Raw genomic sequence first — 17,974 nt, 5'->3', positions numbered from 1 at the left:
GTCAAAGAATGCTCGAATGCGACCTCTGCTTTCGCTATTCGCTATTCGCTATTCGCAATTGGGATGGACTGGATAATGGCAACAACTCCATCGCCCATCCTCCGCTTCTCCACCGCGCTGCACAGCTATCGCGGGCTCATCTTCCCCATCCTGGCCATGCTGCTGGTCCTGGTCATCCTGATTCCCCTGCCGACGCCGGTGCTGGATTTCCTGCTCATTGCCAACATTACGCTCAGCGCCGTCGTTCTCCTGACCGTCATGTATATGAACGGGCCGCTGGAGTTTTCGTCATTCCCGTCGCTGCTCTTGTCCCTCACGTTGCTGCGCCTCGTCCTAAACACCGCTACTACCCGGCTCATCCTGACCAACGCAGACGGCACCACCGGTGCCGCCGGCCGGGTAATCGAGCAATTCAGCCATTTCGTCGCCGCCGGCTCGCTCGCGGTAGGGATCATCATCTTCATTATCATCACCGTCATTCAATTCGTTGTGATCACCAAGGGCGCGACGCGGATCGCGGAAGTTGCCGCGCGCTTCACTCTCGATGCCATGCCTGGAAAGCAGATGGCCATCGACGCCGACCTTTCCGCGGGCATGATCAATGAGGAGGAGGCCCGCCGCCGCCGCGAGAACATCACCCGCGAGGCGGACTTCTACGGCGCGATGGACGGCGCCAGCAAGTTCGTCCGCGGCGACGCCATCGCCGGCGTCGTCATCACGATCGTCAACATCCTCGGCGGCATCTACGTTGGCCTCGTCGAGAAAGACCTGCCGCTCATACAATGCCTGGAGGTCTTTACCAAGCTCACCATCGGCGACGGCCTGGCCGCCCAGATTCCCGCGTTCCTTGTCTCAATTGCCGCCGGCATGATCATCACTCGCTCCACCGCCAAGACGAACATGGGGGAGGAACTCGTCGGTCAGATCACTTCGCGCCCCGTTTCCCTCCTCCTGACCGGCGGATTCCTGATGGTCCTAATGCTCACGCCGCTGCCGAAGATTCCGCTGTTGTGCATGGCGGCTGGCGTCGGCGGGATTGGGTTCCTTCTGTTCGGCCGCACGCGCCGCGAGGAAATGGCGGCGGGCAAGGCCAAAGCCGCCAAGCCTAAGGAACCGGAGAAGATCGAATCGGCACTCGCCGTCGACGCACTCGAATTGGAGGTGGGCTACGGCCTGATCCGCTTGGTCGACAAGAAACAGGGCGGCGACCTGCTCGACCGCATCACCAACATTCGCCGCCAGATGGCGAGCGAGATCGGCCTGATCGTCCCGCCTATTCGCATCCGCGACAACGTCCAACTGGAGCCGAATCACTACGGCATCAAGCTCCGCGGCGCGCTGATCGCCAAGGGCGAAATCATCCCGGGCCGCCTGCTCGCCATCGACTCCGGCGCCGTCAGCGAGCCCGTCCACGGCCTGACGACGAAAGAACCTGCCTTTGGCCTGCCCGCGCTCTGGATTTCGGAGGACGATCGCTCGACCGCTCAACATCGCAACTACACAGTCGTCGAGCCGACGAGCGTATTGGCGACGCATCTGACAGAGATCATCCGGCGGCATGCCCCCGAACTCCTGACGCGCCAGGAGTTGCATCGCCTGCTCGACGCGCTCAAGGAAAAGAGCCCGAAGATCGTCGAAGAGGTCATTCCCGAGCCGCTCAAGGTCGGCGAGGTGCAAACCGTCCTGCAGAATCTCCTCCGCGAGCGCGTGCCGATCCGCGATCTGGAGACGATCCTGGAGACGCTCGGCGATTGGGGCGGTCGCACCAAGGATGCCGAAGTGCTCACCGAATACGTCCGCAGCGCCTTGGCGCGGACGATCTGCGAGCAGCACCGCGACGCCGAGAACACCGTCCACGGCGTAACGCTCGATCCGTCGGTCGAGGACGCCATCAACGCCCACGTCGAGCGGACCGAGCGCGGGTCCTATCTCACCATGCCGCCGGCCATGGCGGGCAAGATCACCACGGCCATCCGCGCGGAACTGGACGCCGCCGCGCCAAAATCCGCCGGCAAGTCGCCGATCGTCTTCGCCTCTCCTCCGATTCGGCCGCTGCTTCGCCGGCTCATCGAGCCCTCTCTCCCGGCTGTCGCAGTACTCAGTTACAGCGAGATCGTCCGCGGCGTAAACGTCCGTACGCACGGAATGGTGGCGATCGACGAGGGGCCACGGGAACCGGAAACGTCTCACCTCAATCCCTCGATCCCTGAATCCATCAATCCCTCCCTCTCATTCGCAGGAGTATCCTGATGCAGCTCAAGACGTACCAAGCTAAGACCATGTCCGACGCCCTGGCGAAGGTAAAGGCCGACCTCGGCGGCGGCGCCATGATCCTCCACACCCGCAGCCTCAAGCGCGGCGGCTGGCTGGGCATCGGCGGACGAGTTTTTGTCGAAATCACCGCGACGGCCGATCCACACATCGATGAAGCGCGGACAAATGGGCAGCAGGTTATGGATCGGGATCAGGAGATTGCGAACGACAGTAGCATTCCCAATCCCCAATCTCCAATTCCCTATCCGCAAACGACCGCAGCCCTTCAACCACCCATTCCCTTAATCTCTCAAGCCCTCGACCCCGCGGTCAAGCGCGACCTCTCCGAGATTCGCTCCATGGTCCGCGATCTCTTGCAGCGTCAGGCCGCGCCGCCTTCCGACATCCCGGCCGATCTGATCGAGTACTACACTCGCCTCCTGAGCCAGCATGTCGAGCAAGAGCTGGTTACGCAGCTCATCGAAAAAGTCTCGCGCCGGCTACGAGAGAATGCACCAACGACCGTCGCCGCGCCTTTTTGGGACGCGCAAGGCCGCCTCGTCCAACCTCCCGTCACTGACCACGCTCCGCTGACCACGGGCCACTCTCTTCGCGACGAACTCGCCCTCGAACTCGCTGAGTTGCTCCCGCCCGCCGCGCCGCTCGAACTCACCGCGGACGGCCGCCCCACGATCGTCGCCCTCGTGGGGCCGACGGGCGTCGGTAAGACCACGACGCTTGCCAAGCTTGCGGCCCACATGAAGCTCCGCGAGGGCCGACGCGTCGGTCTCATCACCATCGATACCTACCGCATCGCCGCCGTCGAGCAGCTCAAGACCTACGCGCAGATCCTGCAAATCCCGCTGATCGCCGTCACGACGCCGGGCGAAATCCAGGAAGCTGCCAAACGCCTGCATGCCTGCGACCTGATCCTCATCGACACCGCCGGCCGTAGCCCCAAGGACGAGCCGCGGATAGCCGAACTTGCCGAACTGCTCGCCGCCATCCGCCCCGATCAGGTCCACCTCGTTCTCTCCGCCACAAGCCGCGAGGAAACCCTCCGCGAGGCGGCCGAGAAGTTCGCGATTCTCTCACCGGGGCAGGTCATCTTCACCAAGCTCGACGAGGCTGTCGGCTTCGGCGTCATCGTCAACGTCCTCCACAATCTCAACCTGCGGCTCTCATACCTCACGACCGGTCAATCGGTGCCCGACGACATCGAAGTCGCCAGCGCACGCCGTGTCGCGCAACTCATCCTCGGCGAGGAACCCGCTGACCAGAGTCCTGGGACTCTTAATCCCTCAATCCCACAGTCCCTTAATCCCTCTTATGAGGCCGTGGCATGAGCGCCCTTCCTGTCGACCAGGCCACGCAGCTTCGACTCCTGATGGGACAGGACCACCGCGAGTCTGCGCTCTCCGCAAGCCTCAAGCCTCACGCCTCAGGTCTCCGAGCCCGCGTCCTCGCCGTCGCCAGCGGCAAAGGCGGCGTCGGGAAAACTAACATCGCCGTCAACCTCGCCCTGGCCCTCGCCCGCCAGGGGAAGCGCGTCGTCCTCGTCGATGCCGATCTCGGCACGGCTAACGTCGATGTCATCATGAACATTCAATCGCCCCACGGCCTCTCCGACGTGATCTCAGGTCGCCGCACCCTGCAGGACGTGGCCGTTCGTATCGAACACAACCTACGCCTCATCGCAGGGGCGTCCGGTCTCTCCGCCGCGGCGGACCTCGGCCCGCTCGAGCGCCGCCGACTGATCGACGAACTCGGCGCGCTCGAAGCCGACTGCGACATCCTCCTCCTTGATTGCGGCGCGGGAATCTCGCAAAACGTCCTCTCCTTCACCCGCGCCGCCGATGAACTGATCCTCGTGACCACTCCGGAGCCAACGGCTTTGACGGACGCTTACGCACTGGTCAAGGTCCTTAGCCGCTCCGATTACCACCCGCCGATCGCTCTCGTCGTCAATCAGGCCGCCACGCTCCGCGAAGGGCAGGTCGTCGCCGACCGGGTCGCGTCGGTTGCAGCGCGGTTCCTCGGGGTGGGCCTGGCGGCGCATGGGCATATCCTGCGCGATGAGCACGTCCGCCAGGCCGTGAGGCAGCGTGTGCCCTTCGTCACACAATTCCCCAAATGCCCCGCCGCGACGTGTATAGCAGCATTGGCACAGCGGGTCGCCGGAGCCAAGCCGCCCACCCAACCGTCCGAGGGCTTTTTCCGCCGCGCCCTAGGCTTTTTCTACTGAATCGGACGGTACTGCCCGCCGATGCGAAAAGGGTGCCGGTAACCAAACGTGACCCGGCTGAGGGAAGTCCGTGGCCAGACTTTGCGGTGCATGTTGTGGACTGCTTATTTTCAGCGCCACGATTCTCGCCGGGCTTCTCGCCGGCAATCCTATCGAAAACATCATCCTGCGATCCGTCGCCGGTCTGGCCGGGGGCTTTGTTCTCGGCAGTGTCGCCGCATGGATCGCCGTCGTCGTCGTCAATGAGAAGACCGATACCCATGACCCAGCGCCGATCGCCGCCCCCAGTGAAAACCACAACGGAAACGGCCGCCTGACCGCGCGGTCCAACGTAACCCCAGACGCGAGGAGTTGAATTCTATGCCGGCGATCGAAACGGACATTCAATCGGTTTGGAGCGAGTACAAGAAGGCGCCGACCTGCGATCTGCGCAACGCGCTAATCGAACATTATGCCCACATCGTCCGGTTCAACGCCGAGCGGGTGCATTCGAAGTTGCCGAACGAGGTGGACATCGACGATCTCATCTCCGCCGGGATGTTCGGCATGATCGACGCCATCGAGGCCTTTGACATGGAGCGCGGGGTCAAGTTCGAGACGTATTGCTCCCCGCGCGTCCGCGGGGCGATCCTCGACGAGCTGCGCTCGATGGACTGGGTGCCGCGGCTGGTGCGCAACCGCTCGCAGAGAATCCAGTCCGCCACCAAGTCGCTGCAAAGCGAGCTGGGGCGCATCCCCACGGACCGCGAGGTCGCCGATCGGATTGGCGTCTCCGCCGGTGAGTTCGACCGCATGAACCGCGACTCGACGGCCGTTTCGATGACCTCCCTCTCGCGCAAGGCGTTTGGCGGCGATTCTTCACGCGATGTCGCCGAGGTGGACGTGCTCAAGGACGACCGGTCGACCACGCCCCTGCAGGAACTGCAAAAGTCCGACCTCAAGAACCTGATTCAAAAGGGTCTGACGCCCACGGAGCGACTGATCCTTATCCTCTACTATTACGAAGAAATGACCATGAAGGAGATTGGCGTGACGCTCGACCTGTCCGAGAGCCGCGTCAGCCAGATGCACTCGGCCATCGTCGATCGGCTCCGATTCCAGTTGAAACAGCGCGACCCTGAATTCCGCGTGTAGCGGCCGGCGCCCCTGCTGGCCGTGGTATGTGGGGCCGGCCGGTTTCACCCATCGATTCCGTTGCAGCCACAGCCGGCCGTCAGCCGTAGTATTCAACGGCGGGCATCGCCCGCTCTACTTGTATGTCCGCCATCCCGCCCAGCCCCATCGCCTCCGTCCTCCAATCCGGCCCGGCCCAGGCCGAGCAGGCCCGCGACACCGACGCGGCCCGCAACGCGACGACCGATCGCTCGCGCGGGGTCGGCGCGGGCCCCGACGCGATTCTGGAAGTCGAATCGACCGACGCGGACACCCAGGTCCACACCGACTCCGGCGGTCTGGGCAGCCAGGGCCGCCAGGACTCCCCGCCCGAGGAGCCCACGGACGACAGCGCGGTCGATGACGGCATCACGACAGACGCGGACGGGCTGGCGCACGTTGATTTGTCGGCGTAGGTTCCCGCTAAGTTGTTCGACAATCCAAAGCGCACCGCAGATGGCGAAAAGTCAACAAGCGGCGCACAGCCACTACGCCCATTGCTGGCCGAGCTTTTCGAGGCCGGCTTTTTGCAGGTCGTCCGGCGTCATGGCCACGCGGAACTCCACGTCGGCGTGGAAGGTGAGAAACCAGGGCTCGGCCAGGGCGGGGATTTTTGAGGGGTCGGCCAGGTCCACGACGAGCACCGCGCCGCGCTGGCCGTGCTGCTCGGTGAAATAGACGGCCTCGGGCTTGGTGTGCTCCAGGATCCGGCTGATCTTGGAGCCGACCGAACCGTCCATCACGGCGGCATTGAATTCACGGTGGGGAATTCTTACGTTGAGGAGGAATCGCATGGCTTTCTCCCGATGATTCACCAACCCTGTCAAGCGGGGTCGCTACAAGAGCCACAAAACGCTCACGCAATATCTACTTACACTTCGCCAGCAGCCGGTTCACCGCCTTCATCTGGTAGGCCACGATGAGCTTGCGGCAGGCGGAGGGTTTCTGGGGGATGCGGTAGCCCCTGCGGTCCAGCTTGTATTGGATGCCCATCTTCTCGAGGTCCTTGAAGTCGCGGAAGATCGTCCGCCGCGAGGCCTTCATCTGGCGCTTTAGCTTGTCAAACATCGCCGGCCGGCCGTTGCCGATGAGCTTGCAGATCTTCACCAGCCGGCAAAGCTGGTCGCCGTCGATCGTGAGGGTGAGCGACATTCACCGTCCTCCTTGCAGGGTTCGTCGGACCGAGAGTCGCCGGCCCGATCGATGAGAAGTACACCGCCGTCCCATGTTAACGAACCACGCGGGCCGATCAAAGGGGGAGAGGATACGAAGTGGACAGTGGCCGGTGCCTCCGCAGCGGTCAACGGTCGGGAGCGGAGGAGGTCGGGCCCGGCGGACGGATGGCGTCGTGATGCCTGCGCCACCAGTCGCGGACCCTTTCGGGATCGTAGGCCCGCGCCCGTTCCAGCATCTCCGTCAGGTATGGCCCCAGGTCGATGTGACCGGGGCGGCTCTTGACGACGCCGAAGGTCATTCCGGCGATGCGGATGGTCAGGATCGTGTTGCCGTCGTCGCCGTGGGTGCCGAGGATGCGAAGCTGATCGTCCCGGACGAGGAGCCGCAGGCCGAACTCGGCATACTCGACTTTTTCGGGAAGGAGGTTCTGCGGCAGCGACTCCGGCCAAGCGAAGTGAAAGGCCTTCTCCACGGCGGAGAGCATCAGCGCTCGGTCAATCGTGCCCTGGCCCCCGGCGGGCGGGACGGCCGAGACCTCGATGTCCGCGGACTTGATATGGTCGTCCACGATCTCGATGTTGTTGACGCGCACGCTGAGCCGCCCGGTCGCTGAGCCGCGTCCCCACGGCGCGAGAATCGATTCCAGCGAGAGCCCCTCCACGACGCCGCCGAAGCGCAGGCGATTGACGTGGCCCATCGCCAGATCGACGACGTCGATGTCGAAGGAGGCGGTGCCCGCCAGTTCGCCGGTGCTGACGAGCGGGGCGAACGAGGCCAGGGAGAGTTTCTTGATGCGGCCGCTGCCGCGCAGGTGCGTGACAACCGATCGGGCGATGCGGGCGCCGTCGACGTTCACGGAGATGCGGCCGGAGAGCGGGCCGAGGGCGATGGTGCGGGTCAGTTCCCCCAGTTCCGCGTCTTCGAGTTGTCCGCGGACCCAGACTTCCGGATCGGAGGCGTTTTGCAGAAATTGCACGCTGCCGGAAAAGCGACCGTGCGTGACCTGACCGCCGAGGAGCGAATCCAGACCGATCGTCTCGAGCGGGACGGTGGGCAGGCTGAGCTGCACTTCGTGGACCTGCACGCCGTTCTTCGGAAGGAAGCGGGCGTAGATCTGCACGCCCTGGGCGATGGGATGGCCGTTAAGTTCGTAGGCGTGAAGCCGGGCGATGCCGTTGGCCGGATCGCTGACGTCGATCTCGCCGGACGTCTGGCGGCAGCGGATGGCAAAATCGCGCTTGCGAAACGAGACCTCGAAGCCCGCCAGCCCGACGCGCGTAAGGTTGAGGTCCTCGAAATTGTGGCCCAGACCGGACTCGAGCACCTGCCGGAAGTCCTCCTTGACCCAGCGATCGCTGCCCAGCGCGAGCACGCCGTCGCGAAGATCGAGTTCGTGATGCTCCCCGCCGGCGGTTTCGACTTCGTGCCAGACGGCTTCCTTACAGCCGAAGACCTGGTCGCGGCGGTCGGGGAGCCAGATGGCGACATCGTGGAAGGAGCGACTGGAGAAAGTCCGCCCGCGAATCCGTCCGACCTCGCTGGGCAGCTCAAAGAAGTTGGAGAGGTCGACCTCGACCTCCTTCCGATAGTCTTCGCTGCGGAGGTGGATCGCGTAACCGGTCGTCCACGCCAGCGACCCGCCGACGAGCAGGATGGCAAAGGACAGGAGGATTGGTCGGGTGTGGGGCATGGGAGTTAGAACGGGTTAAACGGGTGATTCGCACGTCGCGTCAGGGATTGGCAAGATGGCGCGCGGCGTCGAGGAAGAACCGATAACTCGCCCGCGTTTCCTCCAGCGTATCGCCGCCGAATTTCTCCATGAACGCCCGGGCCACTTCAAACGCCACCACATGCTCGGCGACGACGCTCGCTGCCGGGACGGCGCAGATGTCGCTGCGTTCGTAATCGCTCCGCTCCGGCGTCAGCGTTTGCAGGTTCACGCTGTCCAGCCCCCTCAGCAGCGTGCTGATCGGCTTCATTACGCCGCGCACGACGAGCGGCATCCCGTTGGTCATCCCCCCTTCCAGACCTCCCGCATTATTGGAGCGGCGAACGAAGCCGAGGTTCGGTGTGACCCGCTGCGACGCATCAAAATCAATCTCATCATGGACCTGGCTGCCCGGGCGCTCGGCGCAGCCGAAACCCAGCCCGATTTCCACGCCCTTGAACGCCTGGATCGACCCGACCGCGGCCATGAGGCGACCGTCGAGCTTGTCCTGCCAGCGGGCGCAACTGCCGATACCCGGCGGCAGGTTGAAAACACGGACCTCGACGATGCCGCCGAGCGTGTCTTTGTCCTGCTTGGCCTGCCTGATCGCCGCGATCATGGCTTCCGCCGCGGTCGCTTCCGGACAATACGCTTCGTTCGCGTCTCGTGCGGTCCGCAGCTCCGCCGCCGAGCGACCGTCGGTCGACCCGGATTTGACCGGCCCAATCTGCACGACGTAGCCGACCGTTTCGATGTCGAATTCGCTTAGCAGACAGGCCGCCACAGCCCCCGCCGCCGTTCGCGAGGCCGTCTCGCGGGCACTGGCTCGTTCCAGAGTCCCGCGGCAATCCGTCGTCAGCCACTTCATTGCCCCCGGAAAATCGGAGTGACCGGGCCGCGGTCGATGGATCGGCGGGGCGGAGTCGATGCGGGCGTCACGATTCGCGATCTGGATGGCCAGGGGTGAGCTGATCGTAACGCCGGAGCGAAGGCCCGACAGGATCGTCGCGTGGTCCTGCTCGATCTTCATCCGCCCGCCGCGACCGAAGCCGCCTTGGCGGCGATGCAGCGCCGTGTTGATGGCATCGAGGTCCAGTTTGAGCCCGGCGGGCAGCCCTTCGATGAGGACGATGAGCGCCTGGCCGTGCGATTCGCCGGCGGTTCGATAGTCGAGGAGGGCCATTGGTCCGATTATACGGCGCGGTGCTCAAAGCGTCGTCGTCTTATGGGACAGCCCTTGAATCACACGGGATTGGGGCAAGAGTCCGTTGGTTATATCCGAGAATTAAGTGCCTGCGCGCTGCGCGCACGCTGGGGGTTTATCGATGACTGCGATGTTAACGTCGCCCGCGCCCATGACCGCGTCTCATCCCGGGACGCCGCCCGAACCGGAGGGCGGGTTCTTTCCGAAGCCGCCCGCATCATTCAAGAGGGCGGGCCTCGACCCGGCGACGGTTGAGTCGCTGATCCTCAAATATCTGTTCGGCGTCGGCTCAGCGATGGGCGCCAAGATCGCCGAGGAGCTGTGCCTGCCCGCGCGGCCGGTGGTGGATTACCTCGCCGGTCTCAAGCAGCAGCAGATCGTCGTTTACGTCGGCGCCTCCGAAATGGACGACTTTCGGTACACGCTGACGGACTCCGGCCGGGATCGGGCCCGCCGTTTCATGGTCGAGTCGATGTATGTCGGGGCGGCGCCGGTACCCATCGACGCCTACATCAGCAGCATCCAGGCGCAGACGATCACCGCGCTTTCGCCGCAGGCGGACGATCTTCAGCGCGCGTTCTCCGACCTGCTCATTACCCAGGAGATGTTCGATGTGCTGGGCCCCGCGATTAATTCCGGCCGCGGCATGTTCCTCTACGGCCCCCCCGGCAACGGCAAGACGGCCATCGCCGAGCGGATCACGCGCTGCTTCGGCGACGAGATTTATATCCCACGCTGCCTGATCGTCGACGGCCTGATCATTAAGCTGTTCGACCCCGCGGTCCACGAGGAGATCCCGGTCGCCCGGGATTCCATCTTCAAAAAGGACCAGATCGACACGCGCTGGGTGAAGGTCCGGCGGCCGACGATCGTTGTGGGCGGCGAGCTAACCATGGAGGCCCTCGACGTGCAGTACAATGCGGCCAGCCGCACCTGCGAGGCCTCGACGCAGCTCAAGTCGAACTGCGGCACGCTCGTGATCGACGACTTCGGCCGCCAGCGCATGAAACCGATCGAGTTGCTCAATCGCTGGATCGTCCCCCTCGAGAAGCGCTTCGACTACCTCGCCCTGCCCAACGGAAAGAAGGTGCGGGTCCCGTTTGATCAGCTCATCATCTTCTCGACGAACCTCGAGCCCAAGGACCTCTGTGACGACGCGTTCCTGCGGCGAATCCCGTACAAGATCAACGTCCCGGACGCGGAGGAAACCGCGTTTCGCAAGCTCTTCGAGTTCGTCTCCCCCGGTCTGGGGTTCACCTTCGACGACCAGGCCCGCGCGGCCGTCGACCATCTGATTGAAAAACACTATCGCCCGACCGGCCGGCCGTTTCGATTCTGCCAGCCTCGCGACCTTTTGCTCCAGGCGAAGAACCGCTGCCTTTACCTGGGGCGACCCCCGGCCATTACGGCGGAGCTCTTCGATTACGCCGTGTCGGTCTATTTCACGATCATGTGATCGCGACCGCCGCGATGCGGCATCCCCATTTCCCGATGGACGGCCGAGGACGGAAGCACCTCGCCAAGTAACTTCACGCCGGTTCGTAAGCCGTGTCGTGCACCGCATCACCGCAGGGACGACCGGTGAGGATGTTCTCGTACACGCGGGCGTAGTTGTCGGCGAAGGCTCGGACGCCGAAGACCTCATAGGCCTGGCCGCGGGCGACTTCCGTTACGCGCCGCGCGAGGTCCGCGTCCTCCAGGGCGGTCAGGAGGCGTCCGGCCAACGCGCGCGGATCGTTGGGCTTGCACAAAAAGCCGTTGCTCTTGTCGGCGATCAATTCGGCGACGCTGCGCACGGCGGTGCCGACAATGACGAGACCAGCGGCCATGGCAAGGGCGATCGGTTCTGTGGCGATCTCGTCGTGGGCGGGACAGAGGAAGACATCGGCGCAGGTGACCAGCTGCGGCCACGACCAGCGCGCGTCCGGCACGACAAGCATATCGCTCATTTCAATCTGTTCGACGAAACGGCGTAGACGGTGCGATTCGGCGGATTCATACGGCATGAGGATGCGAATGGACGGGATAACCTGGCGCACAATCGCCGCTGCCCAGAGGCCGTAGAACTGACCGCCCGCACGGGATGGCGGGCCGGGCATGAGGACGACGGGCCGGGATTCGCCCACCACCCTGGCTCGGAGACCGGCGGCGCGGGCCTTGTTGATGGCCGCGAAATCCGCCGGGCCGCGGATGACGACGACACGCTCCGGTGGGACACCGGCGGTGACCAGTTGTTTACGGGCGACCTGGCTGCCGACAATGACGGCGGACCAGTCGGGAAGCGAACGCAGCCGGCTGGCCGAATCCCGGGCATGATGGGGATCGAGCAAGGTGACGACGAGCGGCGTGGCGGGCAGTCGGGCGCTGCAGACGGCGGCGGCCTGCGGGCCCCAGGCGTGCAGGATTTGCGCGCCGCATTCGCGGGCGGCGGCGGGCAGCCGCGGGGCGTAGTTCATGGCGCGCCAGAGCCTCTGTTCGGCGCGGCGGATGACGCCGCCTTCGGGTTGATGGGCGCGGCGCATCGCCTGCGGGTGGATCGTGCAGACCGTGTGGGGATCATGGCCGTCGGCGAGGCGCGCAAGGAGAATGTCGAGAACGTGCCACTGCGTCTCGTCGCAGGCGCCGTCGAGGACGTGCAGGACCGCGGTCACTGGTCAAACTCGCGACGACCGTAGAAGAACTGCGCGACCTCCTGGCCGAGTTTGATGCCCAATTCGGCGGCGACATCGGCGCCGGATTTGTCGCCGTCGGCGGGCGTGGGGTCCGTCGTCGCCGAGACGCGCCGGCCCGACTCCTCGTCCGGCCAGAGTCGCACGTCTTTTTTGCGCTCCGTGGAAAGTACTTTAACGCGGGCGACGAACTCACCCTTGAAGATCGGGGCGCCGGACTCCGAATTGAGTGTGAAACGATCGATGCTGATGTACAGGACCTGCTCGGCGCCGAGCTTTTCGCCGATCTGGCGGGCGCTCATCTTGGAATAATTGCGGTCGGCCTGGAGATTCTGCCACTCCTGAAACGGCACGATGCGCTTGTTGACATTGAACTCCAGGAAAATCTCCGAGATCGTCTGATGCACCTCGCGGATCGCCTTAGGCTCGGAGATTTGCCCTCCGCGATCATCCACGAGCACCAGAAGCGGCTCCTTGGTCAGTTCGAACTCGGGTTCGATCCAGTCGCCGCCGGTGATGTTCGTGATGGCGGCGGCCATCTGGATGCAGCCGGGGAGAGCGGCGCAGAGAACCAATGTCAAATAGCGAATAGCGAATAGCGAATGAAGACGTAGTGGACGCCGGCTCCCTATTTCGCTATTCGCAATTCGCCATTCGCTATTCATTACTTCCGCCCCCTCAGCGATTCTTCGTGGTCGTGAAATTTCTTTCCCACTTCCTGGCCGAACTGCGTCACCGCCTCGCGGATCAGCTCCGCGTCGGTCTCGTCCGTCGACGCTTGTTTGTCGGCAGGCGGATAGGAGGCCGTTACATCGGTCGAATAGACCGCCTGCTCGCCGGACTCGGCCTCGTAAAGACTGACCGTCCCACGCACGCGGCCGCGGCGCAGTTCGTGTGCCGCGCGCGAGCGCGTCGTGTAATCCAATAGATCAATCCGCAGGACCATGTCGCATTTGAGTTCCTTGCAGGTCTCCAACTGCGTCATGCCCTCCCAGTCCAGACCGGAGCTTTCCTGGAAGTCTTCGATCTCCTGGGCCTTGACGAACTGGGCGTCGAGAAGGTGCTTTTTCAGGTCGTACAGGACGGCATCGCAGACCCGGCGGCGGGCCCGGGGATCAGCGTCCAGCGTCGAGCGATCGGCCCAGACGACGACCGCGACCTTTCGATGGCCGATCTTGGCATATTCGGCCTGGACGGTCTTGGTTTCCGTGGTCGTCAAGAAATACATCGCTTGACAGTTGAGCAGGAAGGGCAGGATGGCGAGAAGCGCTAAGCACGGATAATTGCGAATAGCGAATAGCGAATAGCGAAAAAGGGAGTGGGCATCGTCGTTTCCGTCACTCGCTATTCGCCATTCGCTATTCGTCATTCTTGTACCTTATCGCACCGGCAGCGTGCCCGCCAGCAGGCCATGCACGACCTTAAAGGCCCAGCCGCCGATGAAAAAGAAGGACAGCGCCAGTGCGACCGGCACGGGGGCGAAACGATGCCAGTTCACGGTTGGCGCGCGGCCGGTCAGGGCGATGCGAATCGAAACGGCCACGGCGGCGATCGTGGCGAGGCAGAGCAACATGCCCGTCGGCTGGGCAAGGAGCGCGGCGATGGGATGACCGTGCATGACGTGGGCGAAGGCCGTGGTCATGCCGCAGGTCGGGCAGGGATAGCCGGTGACGAGCATCGTGCCGCAGGGGGCGAAGGCGTTGCCGCCGAGCTGCTGGTGAGTTCCGTAGCCGCGCGAGTCGGGCGTGAGGAGGGACGCGATGGTGAGGACGGCGCTGCAGACGAGGGCCGTCGCCGCAGCGGCGAGACGCGCCTTGTTGCTGACGGGGATGCGCGGTCCGATCCAGCGGGCCAGAAGAGAGGACCGGCGATCGTCCAAGCGGGCCGCAAAAGGCGGGCTGAGGGAGGAAAGGGGTGAAGGCTCCATGACCAAGGGAGTATACCCGCGAATTGTCGCTCAATCACGCGTTAGAGGAGTCTATTGTGCTGGGCGGATCAGGTGCGAGTACGAAAATGGCGGCGTTATGGGATGGTGCGGGGCGATTATGGTCATTGAAGGTCGACGAGCTTTTCGACCGGCGGGGGATGGAGCGGACTGAGCCAGGCGTGCAAGAGAAAGTTGACTTCGCTGACCGTGGCGGATCGCATCGCGCTTTGGGTTTGATCGGCGACGGCGAGGAGCCAAGTATGCCGCCAGCCCTCATAGACGCACAAGACGCTGTTGCGCCGGTTGAACAAGTGGACCTTGCTTTTGCGATCGAAGAGGCCCGACCATCGATGGACCAACCCACCGGGTACGGCCCACCATTGTTGCGGCTTCCACCATGTCATCCCGTGGGGAACGAGTAGGAACAATAGCAGATAGGTCGTTTGTAGAAGGAACAGGCCAGTAACTCTTTTTTGTTGCCAGGATTCGATCATCTGGACGAAAATGGTAAAAAGATAGACTCCCACAAGCCATCGGCCCCCGTTCATCTTCATGTTTCTCTTGATCCGTCGGAGGCTTAGTGTGTCCCCTTGGGATTGGCGCATTCGTTCGGCCGTTTCCTCGATCCGTTTTTCGTTTCCGCTTAGCGCCGCATCCAGTTCCTCAAACGCACCATCGGATTCATCCAAAAGCTTCGCCTCAAAAGACTCGTTGATAGGGTCGATTTCCGGGCAAGGCGTCTTGGACAATAAGAGAAAGGTTTCGTCGATCCGACCCCGCGATGCCAAAGCCTTCACAAATTCCAGACAGGCAGTGGGATAGGAAGTCGACGACGCGAATTCGCGCTTGAGGAACCCTTGCACGATGGTCTCGGCGCTCTCGTCAGTTGATTGCCGAATTGCATTGGCGATGCGCCGCTGCAGTAGCGATCCCCATACACGCAAGAATACGACAAAGAGAACTCCCCCAGCGATTGCAACGACGATCCATTGTTTCGACGTCGCGCGCCACCTAAACGGCACGCCGATCAGTACGATGACTATCAGGGTGGCCACGACCACGAATACAAACCGATACGACGGCTCGCCGATCTTGACTGCCCTCAGCACACCCGGTTCGCCTTCGCGTTTGCGAGGAACGGCCGTGGAAAGAATGTGTTCCGGCCCTTTCATGCCGCGATTATCTCAGCAATCTTATTGGGGGCCAAGCTGACAACGCTCTTTATTCAGCTTGCGGTTTTTGACAGCCCCTTCGAGAATCCCTATCCTACTCCTGCGAATCAGGCTCCTTCGAGCCGGGCCTGAGGCGTCGTTTGTCCACAACAAGTCCAGACACCATCAAGCCAGGAGGACCAAACCATGGCTACCGCGACCGCAACGCCAACCGCCGCCCCCGCCAAGCCGGACGTCAAGATCAAGTACACCAAGTGTCTCATCGACGGCCAATGGGTCGATGCCGCGAGCGGCAAGACCTTTGAGACGATCAACCCGGCGACCGGCGACACGATCGCGCAGGTCGCGGAGGGCGATGCCGCCGACATCGACAAGGCCGTGAAGGCGGCGCGGAAGGCCTTTGACAGCGGACCGTGGGCGAAGATGAGCGGGGCGGAGCGCGGGCGGCTGATGTACAAGCTGGCCGACCTGATTGAGAAGCACAAGGACGAACTGGCGGCGCTGGAGACGCTGGACAACGGCAAGCCGCTGCGCGATTCGCTGAACGCCGACCTGCCGCTGACGATCGCGTGCTATCGGTACTATGCGGGCTGGGCTGATAAGAACCACGGCAAGACGATCCCGATCAACGGGCCGTACTTCTGCTACACGCGGCACGAGCCGGTCGGCGTGTGCGGACAGATCATCCCCTGGAACTTCCCGATGCTCATGCAGGCGTGGAAGTGGGGACCGGCCCTGTCGATGGGCAACACGGTCATCCTCAAGCCCGCCGAGCAGACGCCGCTGACGTCGCTGTTTGTTGCGCAGCTCGCCCTGGAGGCGGGGTACCCGCAGGGCGTCATCAACGTCGTGCCGGGCATGGGACCGGGAGCAGGCGGTGCGCTGGCCAAGCACATGGACGTGGACAAGGTCGCCTTCACCGGCTCGACGGAAGTCGGGCACCTCATCATGGAGGCGGCGGCGAAGAGCAATCTGAAGCGCGTCAGCCTCGAACTCGGCGGCAAGAGCCCGAACATCGTTTTCGCCGACGCCGACGCGGACGCGGCGATCCAGGGGGCCTATTTCGGCCTGTTCTTCAACCAGGGGCAGTGCTGCTGCGCGGGGTCGCGGCTGTACGTCGAGGACAAGATTCACGATCAGTTCGTGGAGAAGCTCGTCGGCATCGCCAAGAGCCGCCGCGTAGGCGATCCGTTCGACATGAAGACTCACCAGGGCCCGCAGGTCTCGCGCGAGCAGTTCGACCGTGTAATGAGTTACATCGACAAGGGCAACAAGGAGGGGGCCAAGCGCGCCGTCGGTGGCAGCCGCGTGGGCGACAAGGGCTACTTCATCGAGCCGACGGTGTTCACGGGCGTGAAAGACGAGATGACCATCGCGCAGGAAGAGATCTTCGGCCCGGTCATGTGCGTGATGCCGTTCAAGGACGTGGAGGAAGTCACGCAGCGGGCGAACCAGTCGGTGTACGGCCTGGCCGCCGCGGTGTGGACGAAGGACATCGAGAAGGCTATGCGGATTTCGAACAGCGTCCGCGCGGGGACGGTCTGGGTGAACTGCTACGACGTCTTCGACGCGGGGGCGCCGTTCGGCGGCTACAAGATGTCCGGCATCGGGCGGGAGCTTGGGGAGTACGGGTTGCAGCACTACACCGAGGTGAAGACGGTGACGGTCAAGATCTGACGCTAACCGTTGCTCGGCTGGGTCGTCGTAATCTGCGTTTTCGTCGGCCCGACCGGAAGCAGCGTCATTCCGGCCGGCCCCAGGGTAATCCCCGTCGCTCGCCAGCGGCCGTCGATGTTTTTCAGGCGAATCTGAATCTCGGCCCGCGCCAATGGATTGACACCGTGGCGAATAGCCTCGGTGCGGGCTGGGGCGTCCAGTGTTGGCTGCGCGGGCGAAGCCGGCTGAGAGGTCGCGCCGGGCTGCGACGATGTCAGAGATGTCGGCTGAAGCGACGCGAGCACGGCCTGGTCCTGCGGTGATTCGGCGGCGATGCGGACATCGGCGATGGCTTGAGAAGCGCCCGGTAGGACGAGCGTCTGCGGCAACAATCCCTTCACATAGTGTGCGACCAGCGAGACCCAGGACTCGACCGTCAGCGTCAAGGCGGCATCGTCCGTGATATCCTTGGCGACATGACCGGCCCCACTGGTACGCAACTGCTCGGCGACTTCCTTTTTGGCGGTCAGGCTCATGATCTCGGCCATGGCCCGTTCATACGCCTGGCGTCGCTCGGGCTGACCGAGGCCGCGTGAGCGGGCGTCCTGTGCGCGGTCCATGGCGGCGAGCAAGGCCCTGGCGACGTCGCCGGGTGGGGCATCGGCGGTGACGGGCGGCGTGACTTCTTCGACAGAAATGCCCTCGTTGGCGGCGTGGCGGCGCTTGTCTTCGCAGCCGATGGCAGTCATGGCGAGAACGGCGCAGAGGGAAACGAGCGCGCGGAACATGGATCGGCTGGTCATCGTCGCGCG

At 63.6% G+C, this 17,974-nt stretch carries 18 protein-coding genes; 8 read left to right on the top strand and 10 right to left on the bottom strand.

Annotated elements, in window-relative coordinates; all coding sequences use genetic code 11:
- The first annotated feature begins 75 nt into the window (after positions 1-75).
- The 6 genes from flhA (at position 76) to VJZ71_00505 (ending at position 6,066) form a co-directional block, all read left to right on the top strand.
- A complete protein-coding gene (gene flhA, locus VJZ71_00530) occupies positions 76-2,250 on the top strand; it encodes a flagellar biosynthesis protein FlhA (protein ID HKQ46537.1) in 2,175 nt (724 codons plus the stop codon).
- A complete protein-coding gene (locus VJZ71_00525; protein HKQ46536.1) occupies positions 2,250-3,599 on the top strand; it encodes a flagellar biosynthesis protein FlhF in 1,350 nt (449 codons plus the stop codon). Before flhA ends, VJZ71_00525 begins: the two co-directional genes overlap by 1 nt.
- The gene (locus tag VJZ71_00520; GenBank protein HKQ46535.1) at positions 3,596-4,498 is read left to right on the top strand and encodes a MinD/ParA family protein; all 903 of its coding nucleotides are present in this window, start codon (positions 3,596-3,598) and stop codon (positions 4,496-4,498) included. Before VJZ71_00525 ends, VJZ71_00520 begins: the two co-directional genes overlap by 4 nt.
- 70 nt (positions 4,499-4,568) lie before the next feature.
- On the top strand, positions 4,569-4,853 hold the full coding sequence (locus tag VJZ71_00515; protein ID HKQ46534.1) for a hypothetical protein: 285 nt from the start codon (positions 4,569-4,571) through the stop codon (positions 4,851-4,853).
- 5 nt (positions 4,854-4,858) lie between these two features.
- A complete protein-coding gene (locus VJZ71_00510) occupies positions 4,859-5,632 on the top strand; it encodes a FliA/WhiG family RNA polymerase sigma factor (GenBank protein ID HKQ46533.1) in 774 nt (257 codons plus the stop codon).
- A gap of 122 nt (positions 5,633-5,754) precedes the next feature.
- Complete coding sequence (locus VJZ71_00505; protein HKQ46532.1) at positions 5,755-6,066, top strand: hypothetical protein; 312 nt, start codon at positions 5,755-5,757, stop codon at positions 6,064-6,066.
- 72 nt (positions 6,067-6,138) lie between these two features.
- Here the strand turns inward: VJZ71_00505 and VJZ71_00500 are convergent, their stop codons facing one another.
- From VJZ71_00500 to aroC, 4 genes are all read right to left on the bottom strand, one after another.
- Positions 6,139-6,444 (bottom strand): panthothenate synthetase, encoded by a 306-nt coding sequence (locus tag VJZ71_00500; GenBank protein ID HKQ46531.1) that lies wholly within the window; start codon positions 6,442-6,444, stop codon positions 6,139-6,141.
- A 73-nt stretch (positions 6,445-6,517) separates the two neighbouring features.
- Positions 6,518-6,802 carry an HTH domain-containing protein gene (locus VJZ71_00495; GenBank protein ID HKQ46530.1) on the bottom strand — a complete coding sequence of 95 codons (285 nt, stop codon included), beginning with the start codon at positions 6,800-6,802 and terminating at the stop codon, positions 6,518-6,520.
- Between the two features lie 148 nt (positions 6,803-6,950).
- Positions 6,951-8,516 (bottom strand): hypothetical protein, encoded by a 1,566-nt coding sequence (locus VJZ71_00490; protein HKQ46529.1) that lies wholly within the window; start codon positions 8,514-8,516, stop codon positions 6,951-6,953.
- Positions 8,517-8,556: 40 nt separating this feature from the next.
- Positions 8,557-9,717: a chorismate synthase gene (gene aroC, locus VJZ71_00485; protein ID HKQ46528.1), complete on the bottom strand. Its 1,161-nt coding sequence runs from the start codon at positions 9,715-9,717 to the stop codon at positions 8,557-8,559.
- 142 nt (positions 9,718-9,859) lie between these two features.
- Here aroC and VJZ71_00480 point away from each other — a divergent pair, with 142 nt between their 5' ends.
- Positions 9,860-11,194: an AAA family ATPase gene (locus tag VJZ71_00480; GenBank protein HKQ46527.1), complete on the top strand. Its 1,335-nt coding sequence runs from the start codon at positions 9,860-9,862 to the stop codon at positions 11,192-11,194.
- A 73-nt stretch (positions 11,195-11,267) separates the two neighbouring features.
- Here VJZ71_00480 and VJZ71_00475 read toward each other — a convergent pair whose 3' ends face one another.
- From VJZ71_00475 to VJZ71_00455, 5 genes are all read right to left on the bottom strand, one after another.
- Positions 11,268-12,389, bottom strand: a complete 1,122-nt coding sequence (locus VJZ71_00475; GenBank protein ID HKQ46526.1) for a glycosyltransferase family 4 protein — start codon at positions 12,387-12,389, stop codon at positions 11,268-11,270.
- A complete protein-coding gene (locus VJZ71_00470; protein HKQ46525.1) occupies positions 12,386-12,946 on the bottom strand; it encodes a hypothetical protein in 561 nt (186 codons plus the stop codon). Before VJZ71_00470 ends, VJZ71_00475 begins: the two co-directional genes overlap by 4 nt.
- Before the next feature lie 125 nt (positions 12,947-13,071).
- On the bottom strand, positions 13,072-13,776 hold the full coding sequence (locus VJZ71_00465; GenBank protein ID HKQ46524.1) for a hypothetical protein: 705 nt from the start codon (positions 13,774-13,776) through the stop codon (positions 13,072-13,074).
- Between the two features lie 9 nt (positions 13,777-13,785).
- A complete protein-coding gene (locus tag VJZ71_00460; GenBank protein HKQ46523.1) occupies positions 13,786-14,334 on the bottom strand; it encodes a DUF2752 domain-containing protein in 549 nt (182 codons plus the stop codon).
- Positions 14,335-14,456: 122 nt separating this feature from the next.
- Positions 14,457-15,506 carry a hypothetical protein gene (locus VJZ71_00455; protein HKQ46522.1) on the bottom strand — a complete coding sequence of 350 codons (1,050 nt, stop codon included), beginning with the start codon at positions 15,504-15,506 and terminating at the stop codon, positions 14,457-14,459.
- Positions 15,507-15,692: 186 nt separating this feature from the next.
- Between VJZ71_00455 and VJZ71_00450 the strand changes: the two genes are divergently transcribed.
- Entirely contained in the window at positions 15,693-17,183 is a 1,491-nt protein-coding gene (locus VJZ71_00450) for an aldehyde dehydrogenase family protein (GenBank protein HKQ46521.1), read from the top strand.
- Between the two features lie 2 nt (positions 17,184-17,185).
- Here VJZ71_00450 and VJZ71_00445 read toward each other — a convergent pair whose 3' ends face one another.
- Positions 17,186-17,965 (bottom strand): hypothetical protein, encoded by a 780-nt coding sequence (locus tag VJZ71_00445; protein HKQ46520.1) that lies wholly within the window; start codon positions 17,963-17,965, stop codon positions 17,186-17,188.
- Between the last annotated feature and the right edge of the window lie 9 nt (positions 17,966-17,974).

Source organism: Phycisphaerae bacterium (genome assembly GCA_035275405.1).
Classification (GTDB): Bacteria; Planctomycetota; Phycisphaerae; order UBA1845; family UTPLA1; genus DATEMU01.
Note: the sequence above shows the minus strand (reverse complement) of the source record. Positions and strands in the feature narration are given on the sequence as shown.